Consider the following 16,132-nt stretch of genomic DNA (forward strand, 5'->3'; position numbering starts at 1 on the left):
ATGCCTTTGCGCCATCTCACCCCCCACGACCGGCGCCTCTTCCGGCAGTACGGCCACGCCCCCGCCGTCCCCGTCCCGGACCCCCTGATCCACCGCGCCGTGGAACGGCACGCCGCCGCCACCCCCCACGCCGTCGCCGCCGAACACCAGGGCGCGACCCTCACCTACGGCGAGCTCGACCGCTACGCCGGCGCCCTCGCCGCCCGCCTGGTCCGCGAGGGCGTACGCCCCGGCGACCACGTCGGCCTCTTCGTCCGCCGCTCGATCCCCATGCTTGTCGGCCTGCTCGGCATCCTGAAGGCGGGCGCCGCCTACGTCCCCCAGGACATCGGCCTCACCCCGAGGGCCCAGCTCGACCACGTCGTGCGCACCGCCGCCACCGCCGTCGTCCTCACCCCGCGCGCGTACGCGGGCAAGGTGCCCGCCGGCCCCCGGGTGATCGCCCTCGACGACCCCCTCGAGCCCGCGCCGGCCCCCCGCCCCCGGATCGCTCCCGACGACGGCTGCTACGTCCTGTTCACCTCCGGCACCACCCGGCCACCCCAACGGCGTGGAGGTCACCCACCGCAACGTCGCCAACATCCTCCTCACCCAGCCCGGCGCCCTCGGCATCCGCCCCGGCGACCGCGTGGCCCAACTCCTCAATGTGGCCTTCGACATGGCCGCCTGGGAGATCCTCGGCTGCCTCGCGCACGGCGCGACCCTGGTGATCCGGGGCAAGGACATCGCCGCCGCCGCCCGCACCGCGACCGTCCTGATCGCCACCCCGACCGTGCTGTCCGGCATCGACCCGGCGGCCTGCCCAGGGGTGCGCGCGGTGGCCGTCGCCGGGGAGCCCTGCCCGCGCCCGCTGGCCGACCGCTGGGCCCGCCGCGCGGCCTTCTTCAACTGCTGCGGCCCCACCGAGACGACCATCGTCAACACGATGAGCCGTCACGACCCGGCGGACCCCGTGCTCACGATCGGCCGTCCCACCCCCAACAACACGGTCTACGTCCTCGACGCCGACCGCCGCCCGCTGCCCATCGGCGAGACCGGCGAGATGTGGGCGGGCGGCGACTGCGTCTCGGCGGGCTACCTCGCCGACGAGCCGCTGAACGCCGAGCGGTACGCGCCCGACCCCTTCCTCGGCGGCGGCCGCCGTATGTTCCGCACCCGTGACCTGGGCCGCTGGACCGCCGACGGCCGGCTCGAACACCTCGGCCGCACCGACGACCAGGTCAAGGTGCGCGGCTTCCGCGTCGAACTGGACTCCGTCTCCTCGGTCCTCGAGCGGCTCCCCGGCTGCACCCGCGCGGTGACCCTCCGGCGCGACGCCCGCAGTCTGGTCTCCTTCGTCTGCCCGGCGGACGTCGACCCGGACGCGGCCCGCCGCGCCGTCGCCGACGCGCTGCCGTACTACTGCGTGCCCGAGGATGTCATGCCCCTGACATCATTACCGGAGACCGACCGCGGCAAGATCGACAAACAGGCGCTGCTGAGGCTGGCCCAGGAGCGGGCGGCGGTGGGTCCGGAGCGGGCGGCGGTGGCTCAGGAGCGGGCGGCGGTGGCCCAGGAGTCGACGACGGTGACCCCGGAGCGGACGGCGACGGCCCGGAGCCGGGTGGCGGTGACCCGGTGACGACGTCCCTGGACCGCGCGTCCGTAGAGCTGCCCCCGCTCGCCTCGGCGCCCCGTCGCCTGCTCAAGCACCCCCTGCTGATGCACCACAACCGCCTGGCGGCCCTGGTGCTCGTCGTCAACGTGCTGTGGGCGTATGCCAGTTGGCCCCTGTCCGACCGCACCCTCGCTCACGCGGCCCTCGCGAACCTCGCCCTGGCCGTCCTCATCCGCCAGCAGTACGTCATCAACCTCCTCTTCCGGCTGGCGACTTCGGCTCCGACCCACTGGCCGCTGCGGCTGCGCTGGACGCTCGGCAAGGTCTACCACTTCGGCGGACTGCACATGGGCGGGGCGCTGGCGGGCGCGGCCTGGTTCCTGGCGCTGACCCTGAGGACGACGAACAGGCCTCTGCTGGCGGTGAGTTGGTCCTTGGTGGCCCTCCTCGCGGTGATCGTGGCGACGGCCCTGCCCCCCTTCCGTTCCCGTCACCACGACACCTTCGAGAAGATCCACCGCTTCGGCGGCTGGACGGCCCTCGCCCTGTTCTGGACGCACACCCTCATGTCGGCCCCCGGCCCGCTACCGGTGGCGGTCCTCGCGCTGGTCACCTTCAGCGTCGCCCTGCCCTGGCTGAGGCTGCGCAAGGTCGACGTACGCGCCGAACGCCCCTCCCCGCACGTGGCGCTGGCCCGCTTCGACTACGGCGAGACCCCCTTCGCCGGCTCCTCGACCGCGATCAGCCGCAGCCCGCTCACCGAGTGGCACTCCTTCGCCAACGTCCCGGCCCCCGGCGAGTCCGGCTTCCGGCTCACCATCTCCCGGGCCGGCGACTGGACCGGCTCCTTCATCGACGACCTGCCCCCGAAGGTCTGGACGAAGGGCATCACCACGGCCGGCGTCGCCAACATCGAGGTCCTGTTCCGGAAGGTGGTGTACGTGGCGACCGGCAGCGGCATCGGCCCCTGCCTGCCCCATCTGCTCGCCGCCGAGGTTCCCTCCCGCCTGGTCTGGGCGACCCGCGAGCCCCGTACGACCTACGGCGACGCCCTCGTCGACGAGATCCTCGCCGTCCAGCCGCACGCCGTCGTCTGGGACACCTCCCGCCGCGGCAAGCCCGACATGGTCGCCCTCGCCTGCGCCGCCTACCGGGACTTCGGGGCGGAGGCGGTGATCTGCATCTCCAACAAGAAGCTGACCTGGCAGGTGGTGCACGGGCTGGAGCGGCGCGGGATTCCGGCGTACGGCGCGATCTGGGACTCGTAGAACTCTCTGGTGAGGAGGGGAAGATGAGCAACCTGAAACTCGAACGCGAAGGCGCGGTCCTGACCGTACGCCTGCACCGCCCGCACGTCCTGAACGCGCTGGACTCCGCGCTGCTGGCCGAACTCCTGGACGTCCTGCGCCCGTTGGACGCCGACCCGGCCGTCGGCTGTGTGGTTCTCACCGGCTCCGAGCGGGCCTTCGCCGCGGGCGCCGACATCAGGGAGATGGCGGGCAGGTCGGCCGTGGAGATGGCGGCGGAGGACTACTTCGCCGGCTGGGAGGAGTTCGCGGACCTGCGCATCCCGAAGATCGCGGCAGTCAACGGCTTCGCCCTGGGCGGCGGTTGCGAGCTGGCGATGATGTGCGACCTGGTGATCGCGGGGGAGTCGGCTGTGTTCGGCCAGCCGGAGATCGGGCTGGGCGTGATCCCGGGCATCGGCGGCACCCAGCGACTGACCCGTCTGGTCGGCCGCGCCAAGGCGATGGACCTGGTCCTGACCGGCCGCACGATGGACGCCGGTGAGGCGGAACGCGCGGGCCTGGTCTCCCGGGTGGTCCCGGACGGCCGCGTCCTGCCCGAGGCCCTCGAAGCGGCGGCGACCATCGCCTCGTACGGCCGCGCGGCGGTACGGGCGGCCCGCGAGTGCGTGGACCGCGCCCTGGAGACCGGCCTACGCGACGGCATCCGCTACGAACGCCGCGTCTTCCACGCCCTGTTCGCGACGGAGGACCAGAAGGAGGGGATGGCGGCCTTCCTGGAGAAACGCGCGCCGAACTTCCGGGGACGCTGACGGGTGCGGTGCGGCATGGCTCGGCACCCGCGTGGCACGGCCGGGGCCGGGAAGCGGCCGTCGCCATTCCCGGCCCCGGCCCCGGTCAGCACACGTACGCGTAGTACGGCACGTGGCCCGCGTCCAGGCCGATGGTCTCGGTCCGGTAGGGGGAGATCTGCACCGGGGGCACTACAGGTGATCGGACGGCTACAGTCGGTATCCAGCGTGCTCTTCTCACCGCCGGGTGAAGTGAGCGCGTCAAACCCGGCGTGCGAGAGCGCGGGGGCCGCGCGGGGCCGACCGACCGCCGCGTGGAGTCACACGGAGCCGCGGAGTCTTCCGGCGGCGCGTGGAGTCATCCGGAGCCGCGTGAAGTCGCCTGGCGCCGTGCGGAGTCATTGCGCCGTGCAAAGTCACCTGCGCCGTGCAAAGTCATCTGGCGCTGCGTACAGGCTCCTGGCGCTGCCTCCATGCTCCTTGCCGGTGGCCTCCAGTCGCCTGGCGGGGCGTGCAGTCGCCTGGCGGGGCGTGCGGTCCCCTGGCGGGCGTGCAGTCGCCTGGCGGGGCGTGCGGTCCCCTGGCGGGCGTGCAGTCGCCTGGCGCCGCGTCGAGTCACCTGGCCGCCCTGCGGGCTCCTCCGGCGCCCCCCGGCGAGTTACTTGGCCGCCGTGCGGGGCTTCTCCGGCGCCCCCCGGCGAGTTACTTGGCCGCCGTGCGGGGCTTCTCCGGCGCCCCCCGGCGAGTTACTTGGCCGCCCTGCGGGGCTTCTCTGGCGCCCCCGGCGAGTTACTTGGCCGCCCTGCGGGGCTTCTCTGGCGCCCCCGGGATCATCCGGCCGCCGCCAGCGCCCGCTCCACGCCCGGCTCCTTCGGGCCGAGGAAGCGCGGATCCGGCTCGAACACCGCGTCCAGGGCCGCCTTGCCCGCCGCGAAGATCTCCCGGGTGCCGCCGTAGTACCAGGTCACGTCGTGTTTGGCGTCGACGCCGACGCCGTACGAGTCGACGCCCGCCGCCTCGCACAGGGCGACCGCCCGCCGGATGTGGAAGCCCTGGCTGATCAGGACGGCCCGGTCCACACCGAAGATCTTCCTGGCGCGCACGCAGGAGTCCCAGGTGTCGAAACCGGCGTAGTCGCTGACGATCCGCGCGTCCGGCACCCCGTGCTTCGTCAGATAGGTCCGCATGGCGTCGGGCTCGTCGTAGTCCTTGCGGCTGTTGTCACCGGTGACGAGGACGACCTCGATCCGGCCCTCCCGGTACAGCTTCGCCGCCGCGTCGAGCCGGTGCGCCAGATACGGCGACGGCTCCCCGGCCCACAGCCCCGCGCCGAAGACCACGGCGACCTCCCGGTGCGGCGCCCCGGCCGTCGTACCGATCCGGTCGGCCGTGGACACGTACAGCCAGGTGGCGGGCAGCAGCGCGAGCACACACCCGGCCATCGCGGCCTGCAGCAGCCGGCGCCGCCCGGCGCGCGTGCGCGGCAGCCGCGGTCGACGGATGTTCATGTGGTGCCCCCCGATAGAGCTGGATCCGGCTCGATCTTCCGTTCGACCTGGGAAGACGCAGCATAGGGTGATCCGGTTCGCTCCCCGCGCCGAGGGGCCACCGTCCGGGGCGCACCTCACACCGCCCCGAGGCGCGCGGTGAACGCCCCGAAAATACTCGTGACGGTCAGGCAACGGGGGTGCAACCTCGCCCCGGGAGGATCGGTGCATGAGCCAGCCAAGCCTCGTCCAGCTCGACGCCCGCCGGCGCCCGGCCCCGCCCGCGCTGGTGGTCGTCGCCCACGGCAGCCGTGACCCGCGCGCCCTGAGCACCGTACGCACCCTCCTCGACCGCGTCCGCGACCGGCGGCCCGGCCTGCCGGTGCACCTCGGCCACATCGAGCTGAACGAGCCCCTGCTCACCGACACCCTGGCCGACCTGGACGCCCGCGGCACGACGGACGCCGTCCTGGTCCCCCTCCTCCTCGCCCGCGGCTACCACGTCAAGCGCGACATCCCCGAGATGGCGGCCGACGCCCGGGTACGCACGCGCGTGGCGGCACCGCTCGGCCCGCACCCCCTGCTGGTGGACACCCTGTACACCCGCCTGGTGGAGGCGGGCTGGCGCACGGACATGACGGACGAGGAACGCCGCACCAGCGCCGTGGTCCTCGCGGCAGCGGGCTCCCGCGACCCGGACTCGGCGGCGGACACCCGCCGCACGGCCAACCTCCTGGCGGCACGCCTGGGAGTCCCGGTGGTCCCGGCGTATGCATCGACAGCCACGCCCACGGTCCCGACGGCGATCCAGGCCCTGGCGGCGAGGGGCCGGGACAGGGTGGCGGTGGCCTCGTACTTCGCGGCCCCCGGCCGCTTCGCGACGGAGTGCGCCCAGGCGGCCCCATGGATCACCTCGGCCCCTCTGGGCACCCACCCCGCGATGGCCGACCTCTTGCTCCACCGCTACGACCAGGCACTGGAAACGAGCGACAACAGCAACGCCGCCTAAAGGGGCGCGGGGCTGTATCGATTTGCGGCTCCGCCGCGCGGGCGCGACCAGCCCCACACAACCCGCACGCGCCGAACCACAGAACCCGGCACTTCAGTAGGCACCCAATTGTCACTACCGCCGCTTACTGTCGAAACATGCCCTATGACCTGCCGTCATCCGAACGCTGGGCCCCCGAACCGGACAAGCGCCCCGGCCGCACCGCCTTCCAACGCGACCGCGCGAGGATCCTGCACTCCTCGGCGCTGAGAAGACTCGCCGGAAAGACCCAGGTCGTCACGCCGGGCGACCACAGCCAGGACTGGGATGCCACCCCCCGCACCCGCCTCACCCACTCCCTGGAATGCGCCCAGGTGGGACGAGAGCTGGGCGCGGCCCTCGGCTGCGACCCCGACCTGGTCGAAGCGGCCTGCCTCTCCCACGACCTCGGCCATCCCCCTTTCGGTCACAACGGCGAACAGGCGCTGAACGACTTCGCCCACGACTGCGGCGGCTTCGAGGGCAACGCCCAGTCCCTCAGACTCCTCACCCGCATCGAGCCCAAGCGCTTCGTCGCCGACGACCAGAGCTCCGTCGGCCTCAACCTCACCCGCGCCACGCTCGACGCCGCCACCAAGTACCCCTGGCCGAGGGGCGCCCACCCCACGACCCCCGCATCCCCCAAGTTCGGTGTCTACGAGGACGACCGACCCGTCTTCGACTGGATCCGCAAAGAGGCCCCCGGCACGCGTACGTGCTTCGAGGCGCAGGTCATGGACTGGTCCGACGACGTGGCCTACTCGGTGCACGACGTGGAGGACGGTCTGCACGCCGGCCACATCGACCCCGCCAGCCTGCGCGCGGAGCCGGAGCGCGCGGAGGTCTTCCGGGTGGCCGTCGGCCGTTACGTCCCCGAGGACACCGACCCGGCCGAACTCGCCGCGGCCCTCGACCGCCTCCAGGACCAGGAGTGGTGGCCGCACGGCTACGACGGCACGGCGGTCGCGCAGGCCCGCCTCAAGGACGCCACCAGCCAGCTCATCGGCCGCTTCTGCCTCGCCGCCGAGGGCGCCACACGCGCGCGCCACGGCAGCGGCCCCCTCACCCGCTACGGCGCCGAACTCGTCGTACCCCACGAGACCCGCCTGGAGTGCGCGGTCCTCAAGGCCGTCGCCGACCGGTACGTCATGCAGCGCGCCGAACAGACCCGGCTCCGCGCCGACCAGCGCATCGTGATCACCGAGCTGGCCGAGGCCCTCACCGCCCGCGCACCCGAGGGACTCGACCCCCAGTTCCGCGCCCTGTTCGAGCAGGCCGCCGACGACCGCGCCCGCAAGCGGGTGATCGTCGACCAGATCGCCTCCCTCACCGACGCCTCGGCCCGCTCGCTTCACTCCCGGCTGGCGGGGCACACGAGACCGTGACCCGGGCGGGAGGGGTGCGCCCAAACGGGCCCGAACGTGACCCAGGGTGCCCTGATCGGGCTCGTCCCCCTTCCCCCATCACGTTGCGTGCGGGACGCTCGCATGTGGCGGTTCTCTCACGAGGAGGCAACACGTGGTCGACGCGGATCAGACATTCGTCATCGTCGGAGGAGGCCTGGCCGGCGCGAAGGCGGCCGAGACGCTGCGGGCGGAGGGCTTCACCGGCCGCGTGATACTGATCTGCGACGAACGCGACCACCCCTACGAGCGCCCGCCGCTGTCCAAGGGCTTCCTGCTCGGCAAGGAGAGCCGCGAGAGCGTCTTCGTGCACGAACCCGCCTGGTACGCGCAGAACGACATCGAGCTGCACCTGGGCCAGACCGTCGACGCGATCGACCGCACGGCGAAGACGGTCCGCTTCGGCGACGACGGCACCCTCGTCCACTACGACAAGCTGCTCCTGGCCACCGGCGCCGAGCCGCGCCGCCTGGACATCCCCGGCACCGACCTCGCGGGCGTCCACCATCTGCGCCGGCTCGCGCACGCCGAGCGCCTCAAGGGCGTCCTGGCCGCCCTCGGCCGTGACAACGGCCACATCGTGATCGCCGGCGCCGGCTGGATCGGCCTGGAGATCGCGGCGGCGGCCCGCGAGTACGGCGCGGAGGTCACCGTCGTCGAGCCGGAGCCGACCCCACTGCACGGCGTCCTCGGCCCCGAGCTGGGCAACGTCTTCGCCGAACTGCACCGCGAGCACGGCGTCCGCTTCCACTTCGGCCGCCGGCTCACCGAGATCGTCGGCCAGGACGGCATGGTCCTCGCCGCCCGCACCGACGACGGCGAGGAGCACCCGGCGCACGACGTCCTCGCGGCGATCGGCGCGGCCCCCCGCACCGGCCTCGCGGAGGCGGCCGGCCTCACCCTCGCCGACCGCGCCCACGGCGGCGGTGTCGCGGTCGACGCCCGGCTGCGCACCTCCGACCCCGACATCTACGCCGCCGGAGACGTCGCCTCCTTCCCGCACGGCCTGTTCGACACCCGGCTGCGCGTCGAGCACTGGGCCAACGCCCTCAACGGAGGGCCTGCCGCCGCCCGCGCGATGCTCGGCAAGGACGTCACCTACGACCGCGTGCCCTACTTCTTCACCGACCAGTACGACCTGGGCATGGAGTACAGCGGGTGGGCGCCGCCGGGGTCGTACGACGAGGTGGTGATCCGGGGGGACGCGGGGAAGCGGGAGTTCATCGCGTTCTGGGTGAAGGAGGGACGCGTACTGGCCGGGATGAACGTGAACGTGTGGGACGTCACAGAGCCGATCCAGAAGCTGATCGCTTCGCGGATTGCCGTGAATACGGAGGCGCTGGCGGATCCCCATGTGCCGTTGGAAAGTCTTGGCGCGTAGCGTCTGCCGGGCGCTGTCGTATCGCGGGTGCCGGCCGTGGGTGGCTGGGCGCGCCCACGCGGCGGAGCCGCATATGTCACAGCCCGCGCCCCTGAAGGGGCGCAACAGCTCGCCGGAGTTGTCACCCGCCCCCCGTAGAATCACCTCGTGGCAGGACGGATCAACGACGAGGACGTGAAGGCGGTACGGGACGCGGTCCCGATCGACGCCGTGGTGTCCGAGTACCTCCAGCTGCGCAACGCGGGCGGTGGCAACCTCAAGGGGCTGTGCCCGTTCCACGACGAGAAGTCGCCCTCCTTCCAGGTCAGCCCGAGCAAGGGGCTCTTCCACTGCTTCGGCTGCCAGGAGGGCGGCGACACCATCACGTTCGTGATGAAGGTCGACCATCTCTCCTTCTCGGAGGCGGTCGAGCGGCTCGCCGCCCAGGCCGGCGTCACCCTGCGCTACGAGGAGGGCGGCTACAACCCCTCCCACCAGCGCGGTGAACGCATCCGCCTGGTCGAGGCCCACAAGATCGCCGCCGAGTGGTACGCGGAACAGCTCGCCATCAGCCCCGAGGCCGACACCGGCCGGATCTTCCTCGCCGAGCGCGGCTTCGACCAGGCCGCCGCCGTCCACTTCGGCGTCGGCTACAGCCCCCAGGGCTGGGACCACCTCACCCGCTTCCTGCGCGGCAAGGGCTTCACCGACAAGGAACTGCTCCTGTCGGGGCTCGCGCAGGAGGGCCGCCGCGGGCCCATCGACCGCTTCCGGGGCCGTCTGATGTGGCCCATCCGCGACATCGGCGGAGAAGTCGTCGGGTTCGGCGCGCGCAAGCTCTACGAGGCGGACACCGGCCCCAAGTACCTCAACACGCCCGAGACGGCGATCTACAAGAAGAGCCAGGTGCTGTACGGCATCGACCTGGCGAAGAAGGACATCGCCAAGGCCAGCCGCGCGGTCGTCGTCGAGGGCTACACCGACGTCATGGCCTGCCACCTCGCCGGTGTGACGACCGCGATCGCCACCTGCGGCACGGCCTTCGGCGGCGACCACATCAAGGTGTTGCGCCGCTTGCTGATGGACAACGGCACCGCGCGTGTCATCTTCACCTTCGACGGCGATGCGGCGGGCCAGAAGGCCGCGTTGCGGGCGTTCGAGGACGACCAGAAGTTCGCCGCCGAGACCTACATCGCGATTGCTCCCGACGGCATGGACCCGTGCGAGCTGCGCCTGGCGAAGGGGGACGACGCCGTCGCGGAACTGGTCCAACCCCGTACCCCGCTGTTCAAGTTCGCGCTTCAGCAGATCGTGAATCGCTACGACCTGGAGACCGCCGGCGGCCGCGCGGCGGCCCTGGACGAGGCCGCCCCCGTGGCAGCCCGGATCAAGGAGCGCACCGCGCGGCGCGAGATGGCCGTGGAGCTCGCTGGCCTCGTCGGCATCCTGGACCCGGAGTTCGTGGTGGACCGTGTCGGTCACCTTCACCGGCGCGGTGGCGGCAAGGCCCCCGCGCCGGGTGGCAATCGCAGCCCCCAGCAGTACGAGGCCGCGCCCCGCCCCGCCACCACAGGCCCCGCCCTGACCCTGCGCAACCCCGTCTACGCGACCGAGCGCGAGCTGCTGAAACTCGCCCTGCAGCGCCCCGAGCTGGTCTCCCCGGCCTTCGACGCGTACGGCGTCGACGAGTTCACCGCCGCCCCCTACGCCGCCGTACGCCAGACCGTCCTGGACGCGGGCGGCGCCGAGTGGGGCGTCCAGGACGCCCAGGAGTACCTCGTCCGGGTCCGCGAGGCCGCCCCTGACGACACGGTGCGCGCCATGGTCACCGAACTCGCCGTCGAGCCGATCATGCGCCGCACGGTCGACGAGGTGTACGCCGGCACGGTCCTGGTCCAGGTCCGCCGCCGCGCCGTAGAACGCCGCGTCAGGGACGTCCAGTCCCAGCTGGCCCGCCACGCCGCGGGCGGCGACCAGGCCCAACTCGCGGCCGTGCAGAACGAACTGTGGATCCTTCAGCAGTACGACCAGGCGCTGCGGGAGCACGGCGCCGCAGCTCTCTGAACAGCTGGTTACGGGTCGGACTCAAAAAGTCACCGCACGCCCCTCGTGGCGGGGATGTGTCGTACTCCACACTGGGTCCGGTGCCTGAGTCCTCGGAGCGGCCCCCGGAGCACCGCTGCCGCTCACCTCAGCAGCGATCATCCTGGAGGTCGCCCCCGTGCAGACCCAGACCCTGACGCAGAACGCCAGCACTACCGACGACACGGAACCGGACGCCGAGACCGACGTGCTGGTCGCGGTCCCGCCGCAGAACCGTGCCGTGCACCACCCGGAGGCGGAACCCGAACCGGAGGCCGAGCCGCCCGCGGAGGCGCTGGAGGACAGCCCCGAACCGGAACCCGTCGAAGCACCGCCCGCCCGCGCCACCGACAGCGGCAGCCCCTCCTCCGACCTCTTCCGCCAGTACCTGCGGGAGATCGGCCGCATCCCGCTGCTCACCGCGGCCGAGGAGGTCGAACTCGCCCGCCGGGTCGAGGCGGGCCTGTTCGCCGAGGAGAAGCTGGTCAACACCCCCGACCTGGACAGCGAACTCGCCCTCGACCTCGACCGGTTGGTCGTCATGGGCCGCATGGCCAAGCGCCGCCTCATCGAGGCGAACCTGCGGCTCGTCGTCTCCGTCGCCAAGCGGTACGTCGGCCGCGGCCTGACCATGCTCGACCTGGTCCAGGAGGGCAACCTCGGGCTGATCCGGGCCGTCGAGAAGTTCGACTACGCCCGCGGCTACAAGTTCTCGACGTACGCCACCTGGTGGATCCGCCAGGCCATGTCCCGCGCCCTCGCCGACCAGGCCCGCACCATCCGCGTCCCGGTCCATGTCGTCGAGCTGATCAACCGGGTCGTGCGCGTCCAGCGCCGGATGCTGCAGGAACGCGGCTACGAACCGACCGCCGACGAGGTCGCCGGCCAGCTGGACCTGGCCCCGGAACGGGTCGGCGAGGTCCTGCGCCTGGCCCAGGAGCCGGTCTCCCTGCACGCCCCGGTGGGCGAGGAGGACGACGTGGCCCTCGGCGACCTCATCGAGGACGGCGACGCGACGAGCCCGGTGGAGTCGGCGGCCTTCCTGCTCCTGCGCGAGCATCTGGAGGCCGTACTCTCCACCCTTGGCGAGCGCGAGCGAAAGGTCGTCCAACTCCGGTACGGCCTCGCCGACGGCCGCCCCCGCACGCTGGAGGAGATCGGCCGCATCTTCGGCGTGACCCGGGAACGGATCCGCCAGATCGAGTCCAAGACCCTCAACAAACTCAGGGACCACGCTTTCGCGGACCAACTGAGGGGCTACCTGGACTAGTCCCGTTGTACTGCGGGCAATCGTGCCTCCCCCAGTGCCTTAAAGGCCTGGGGGGACCCCCAGGCGGCACGGGTGGGCGCAGCGGCACCCCGCAAGCGCGGGCAAGCGCACCCACCCCCGGCCGGCCCCAGCGCCGGGCGCGCCCTCAGTCCACTTCGGCCACCGCCTGAGCGAACTGCGCCTTGTACAGCCGCGCATACGCCCCGTCGGCCGCGAGCAGATCCGTATGCGCGCCCTGCTCCACGATCGACCCGTTCTCCATCACCAGGATCGTGTCCGCGTCCCGGATCGTCGACAGCCGGTGCGCGATGACGAACGACGTCCGCCCGTGCGCCAGCTTCGCCATCGCCTTCTGGATCAGCACCTCGGTCCGGGTGTCGACCGAGGACGTCGCCTCGTCGAGGACGAGGATCACCGGGTCGGACAGGAACGCCCGCGCGATGGTGATCAGCTGCTTCTCACCGGCGCTGACCCCACTGCCCTCGTCGTCGATCACGGTGTCGTAGCCGTCGGGCAGGGTCCGGATGAACCGGTCCGCGTGCGCCGCCCGAGCCGCCTCCTCGATCTCGCCCCGGGTGACCTCGCGGGCGGCGCCGTACGCGATGTTCTCCGCGATCGTGCCGCCGAACAGCCAGGTGTCCTGCAGCACCATGCCGATCCCGGCGCGCAGCTCGTCCCGGGACATGCGCCCGATGTCGACGCCGTCGAGGGTGATCCGGCCGCCGGAGACGTCGTAGAACCGCATGAGGAGGTTGACCAGGGTCGTCTTGCCGGCCCCGGTCGGGCCGACGATCGCGACCGTGTGCCCGGGTTCCACCTTCAGCGACAGGTCCTCGATCAGCGGCTTGTCGGGGTCGTAGCGGAACGACACGTGCTCCAGCGCGACCCGCCCCCGCAGCTCCTCGGGCCGGGCGCCCGCCGCCGGATCCGCCTTCTGCTCCTCCGCGTCCAGGAGTTCGAAGATCCGTTCCGCCGAGGCGACACCCGACTGCACCAGGTTCGCCATCGACGCGACCTGCGTCAGCGGCATCGAGAACTGGCGGGAGTACTGGATGAAGGCCTGGACGTCACCGATGGAGAGCGCGCCGGACGCGACCCGGAGTCCGCCGACCACCGCCACCAGCACGTAGTTGATGTTCGACACGAACATCATCAGCGGCTGCATGACCCCGCTGTTGAACTGCGCCTTGAACCCGGCCTCGTACAGCGCCTCGTTCTGCTCGGCGAACTGCTGTGCCGACTCCTCCTGACGGCCGAACACCTTCACCAGCGTGTGGCCGGTGTACATCTCCTCGATGTGGGCGTTCAGCTTGCCGGTGGAGCGCCATTGCTGCACGAAGTGCGGCTGCGACCGCTTGCCGACGCGCGTGGCGACGACCGCCGACAGCGGCACGGTCACCAGCGCGACCAGGGCGAGCAGCCAGGACACCCAGAACATCATCGCCAGCACGCCGATGATGGTGAGCAGCGAGTTGATGAGCTGGCCCATCGACTGCTGCAGGGTCTGCCCGATGTTGTCGATGTCGTTCGTCGCGCGGGAGAGGACCTCGCCGCGCTGGCGCTTGTCGAAGTACGACAGCGGCAGCCGCGACAGCTTCGTCTGGACGTCCTCGCGCATCCGGAACATCGTGCGGTTGACGGTCCGGTTGACCAGGCGCGTCGCCACCGCCATCAGCAGACCGGCGACGAGGAACACCCCGAGCGCGAACAGCAGGACCTCGCCGACCTGGTCGAAGTCGATGCCCTTGCCGGGCGTGAAGTCGGTGCTCTTGAGCATGTCGGCGACGCTGCTGTCGCCGCGCTCGCGCATCGACTCGAGGACCTGCTCCTTGCTGGCCCCCTCCGGCATCTGCCGTCCGACGATGCCCGCGAAGACCAGGTCGGTGGCCTTGCCGAGGATCTTCGGCCCGACCACGTTGAGGCCGACGCTGATCACGACGCAGAGCAGCATCACGTACAGGGTGAGCCGCTCCGGCTTGAACTGGGCGAGCAGCCGCCTGCCGGACCCCTTGAAGTCCAGCGAGCGGTTGTCGGGACCGGTGCCGGCCATCATGCGTCCCATGGGCCCGGCCATCAGGCAGCCTCCGCTTCCGTCAGCTGGGAGAGCACGATCTCCCGGTAGGTCTCGTTGTCGGCCATCAGTTCGCGGTGGGTGCCGCTGCCGACGACCCGGCCCTCGTCGAGGACGATGATCCGGTCGGCCTCGCGGATGGTCGCCACCCGCTGGGCGACGATCACGACGGTCTCCTCGGCGGTCTCGCGGGCGAGCGCCGCGCGCAGGGCCGCGTCGGTGGCGTAGTCGAGGGCGGAGAAGGAGTCGTCGAAGAGGTAGATCTCCGGCCGCTGCACGAGCGTACGGGCGATGGCGAGCCGCTGCCGCTGACCACCGGAGACGTTGGTGCCGCCCTGGGCGATGGGGGAGTCGAGGCCGTTCTCCAGCTTGCTGACGAAGTCCTTGGCCTGTGCCACCTCCAGCGCGTGCCACAACTCCTCGTCGGTGGCGTCCGGGTTGCCGTAGCGCAGATTGCTCGCGACGGTCCCCGCGAACAGGTACGGCTTCTGCGGGACGAGACCGACGGTCTTCGCCAGGACGACGGGATCGACGTCCGCGACCGCCACGCCGTCGACCAGCACCTCCCCGTCGGTCGCGTCGAACAGCCGGGGGACCAGGCCGAGCAGGGTGGACTTGCCGCTGCCGGTCGAGCCGATGACGGCGGTCACCTCACCGGGCCGCGCCACCAGGTCGATGGCCTTGAGGACGGGCTCCTCGGCCCCCGGATAGCGGAAGCCCGCACCCCGGATCTCCAGATGCCCGTGCCGCCGCAGCTCCGTGACCGGCGCCACCGGCGGGACCACGGACGACGAGGTCTCCAGCACCTCCTGGACGCGCTCGGCGCACACCTCCGCGCGCGGCACCATCATGAACATGAAGGTGGCCATCATCACGGACATCACGATCTGCATGAGATAGGCGAGGAACGCGGTCAGATCACCGATCTGCATCCCGCCGCTGTCGATCCGGTGGGCCCCGAACCAGACCACCGCGATCGACGACAGGTTCACCGTGGTCATGACCACCGGGAACATCAGCGCCAGCATGTTGCCGGTCTTCAGCGAGATGTCGGTGAGGTCGGTGTTGGCCTTCCGGAACCGCTGCTGCTCGTACTCGTCGCGGACGAAGGCGCGGATCACCCGGTTGCCGGTGATCTGCTCGCGCAGCACCCGGTTCACGGTGTCCAGGCGCACCTGCATCGACCGGAACAGCGGCCGCAGCCGCAGCACGATCAGCGTCACGCAGATGCCGAGCACCGGTACGACGGCGATCAGCACCCCGGACAGCGGCACGTCCAGACCGAGCGCCAGGACGATACCGCCCACGCACATGATCGGCGCCGACGCCATCAGCGTGAACGCCATCAGGGCCAGCATCTGGATCTGCTGGACGTCGTTGGTGGTCCGGGTGATCAGCGAGGGCGCGCCGAACTGGCCGACCTCGCGGGCGGAGAAGGACTGCACCCGGTCGAAGACGGCGGCGCGCACGTCCCGGCCGAGCGCGGCGGCGGTCCGGGCGCCGTAGTACACGGCACCCATGTTGCACACCACCTGCGCCAGCGAGATGCCGATCATCACGCCGCCGTAGGTCAGGATGTAACCGGTGTCCCCTTCGACGACACCGTTGTCGATGATGTGCGCGTTCAGCGTGGGCAGATAGAGGGTGGCGCAGGTCTGCAGGAACTGCAGCAGCAACAGCAGGGCGATGGGTTTCTTGTAGGGCCTGAGGTAGGTCCGCAGAAGTCGTATGAGCACGCTACGTCTCTCGGAGTCGGCGGTAGGGGCATTGGTTGCCCCTGGCCCCTATCGTGGAACA

General features: G+C 71.5%; 10 protein-coding genes and 1 pseudogene. 8 read left to right on the top strand and 3 right to left on the bottom strand.

What is annotated here, in order from left to right:
• The 3 genes and pseudogenes from ACIRF9_RS03265 to ACIRF9_RS03275 all read left to right on the top strand — a co-directional run bounded on the left by ACIRF9_RS03265 (position 1) and on the right by ACIRF9_RS03275 (position 3,656).
• Positions 1-1,621 (top strand): annotated as a pseudogene (locus ACIRF9_RS03265) (amino acid adenylation domain-containing protein).
• Positions 1,618-2,865, top strand: coding sequence for a hypothetical protein (locus ACIRF9_RS03270; RefSeq protein WP_403815463.1), 1,248 nt, complete (start codon positions 1,618-1,620; stop codon positions 2,863-2,865). Before ACIRF9_RS03265 ends, ACIRF9_RS03270 begins: the two are co-directional and overlap by 4 nt.
• Before the next feature lie 23 nt (positions 2,866-2,888).
• The gene (locus tag ACIRF9_RS03275; protein ID WP_403815465.1) at positions 2,889-3,656 is read left to right on the top strand and encodes an enoyl-CoA hydratase-related protein; all 768 of its coding nucleotides are present in this window, start codon (positions 2,889-2,891) and stop codon (positions 3,654-3,656) included.
• A gap of 809 nt (positions 3,657-4,465) precedes the next feature.
• Here ACIRF9_RS03275 and ACIRF9_RS03280 read toward each other — a convergent pair.
• On the bottom strand, positions 4,466-5,143 hold the full coding sequence (locus ACIRF9_RS03280) for a vancomycin high temperature exclusion protein (protein WP_403815467.1): 678 nt from the start codon (positions 5,141-5,143) through the stop codon (positions 4,466-4,468).
• Positions 5,144-5,351: 208 nt separating this feature from the next.
• Here ACIRF9_RS03280 and ACIRF9_RS03285 point away from each other — a divergent pair, with 208 nt between their 5' ends.
• From ACIRF9_RS03285 to ACIRF9_RS03305, 5 genes are all read left to right on the top strand, one after another.
• Positions 5,352-6,131 (top strand): sirohydrochlorin chelatase, encoded by a 780-nt coding sequence (locus ACIRF9_RS03285; protein ID WP_403815469.1) that lies wholly within the window; start codon positions 5,352-5,354, stop codon positions 6,129-6,131.
• A 137-nt stretch (positions 6,132-6,268) separates the two neighbouring features.
• Positions 6,269-7,534 (top strand): deoxyguanosinetriphosphate triphosphohydrolase, encoded by a 1,266-nt coding sequence (locus ACIRF9_RS03290; protein ID WP_403815472.1) that lies wholly within the window; start codon positions 6,269-6,271, stop codon positions 7,532-7,534.
• Between the two features lie 133 nt (positions 7,535-7,667).
• A complete protein-coding gene (locus ACIRF9_RS03295; RefSeq protein ID WP_403815474.1) occupies positions 7,668-8,933 on the top strand; it encodes an NAD(P)/FAD-dependent oxidoreductase in 1,266 nt (421 codons plus the stop codon).
• Positions 8,934-9,080: 147 nt separating this feature from the next.
• The gene (gene dnaG, locus ACIRF9_RS03300; RefSeq protein WP_403815477.1) at positions 9,081-10,976 is read left to right on the top strand and encodes a DNA primase; all 1,896 of its coding nucleotides are present in this window, start codon (positions 9,081-9,083) and stop codon (positions 10,974-10,976) included.
• 115 nt (positions 10,977-11,091) lie between these two features.
• Positions 11,092-12,264 (top strand): RNA polymerase sigma factor, encoded by a 1,173-nt coding sequence (locus ACIRF9_RS03305; RefSeq protein ID WP_403816108.1) that lies wholly within the window; start codon positions 11,092-11,094, stop codon positions 12,262-12,264.
• 145 nt (positions 12,265-12,409) lie between these two features.
• On the opposite strand, the gene ACIRF9_RS03310 is transcribed toward ACIRF9_RS03305, so the two are convergent.
• Both ACIRF9_RS03310 and ACIRF9_RS03315 read right to left on the bottom strand, forming a co-directional pair.
• Positions 12,410-14,338, bottom strand: a complete 1,929-nt coding sequence (locus ACIRF9_RS03310; RefSeq protein WP_403815479.1) for an ABC transporter ATP-binding protein — start codon at positions 14,336-14,338, stop codon at positions 12,410-12,412.
• A complete protein-coding gene (locus ACIRF9_RS03315) occupies positions 14,338-16,071 on the bottom strand; it encodes an ABC transporter ATP-binding protein (protein WP_403815482.1) in 1,734 nt (577 codons plus the stop codon). Before ACIRF9_RS03315 ends, ACIRF9_RS03310 begins: the two co-directional genes overlap by 1 nt.
• Positions 16,072-16,132 lie beyond the last annotated feature (61 nt).

The organism is Streptomyces sp. NPDC096132 (genome assembly GCF_044763345.1).
Classification (GTDB): domain Bacteria; phylum Actinomycetota; class Actinomycetes; order Streptomycetales; family Streptomycetaceae; genus Streptomyces.

Excerpts from the sequence above, each read along its gene's own strand:
- ACIRF9_RS03275 (WP_403815465.1), top strand. The coding sequence starts at position 2,889 with ATGAGCAACCTGAAACTCGAACGCGAAGGCGCGGTCCTGACCGTACGC.
- ACIRF9_RS03280 (WP_403815467.1), bottom strand. The coding sequence starts at position 5,143 with ATGAACATCCGTCGACCGCGGCTGCCGCGCACGCGCGCCGGGCGGCGC.
- ACIRF9_RS03285 (WP_403815469.1), top strand. The coding sequence starts at position 5,352 with ATGAGCCAGCCAAGCCTCGTCCAGCTCGACGCCCGCCGGCGCCCGGCC.
- ACIRF9_RS03290 (WP_403815472.1), top strand. The coding sequence starts at position 6,269 with ATGCCCTATGACCTGCCGTCATCCGAACGCTGGGCCCCCGAACCGGAC.
- ACIRF9_RS03310 (WP_403815479.1), bottom strand. The coding sequence starts at position 14,338 with ATGGCCGGGCCCATGGGACGCATGATGGCCGGCACCGGTCCCGACAAC.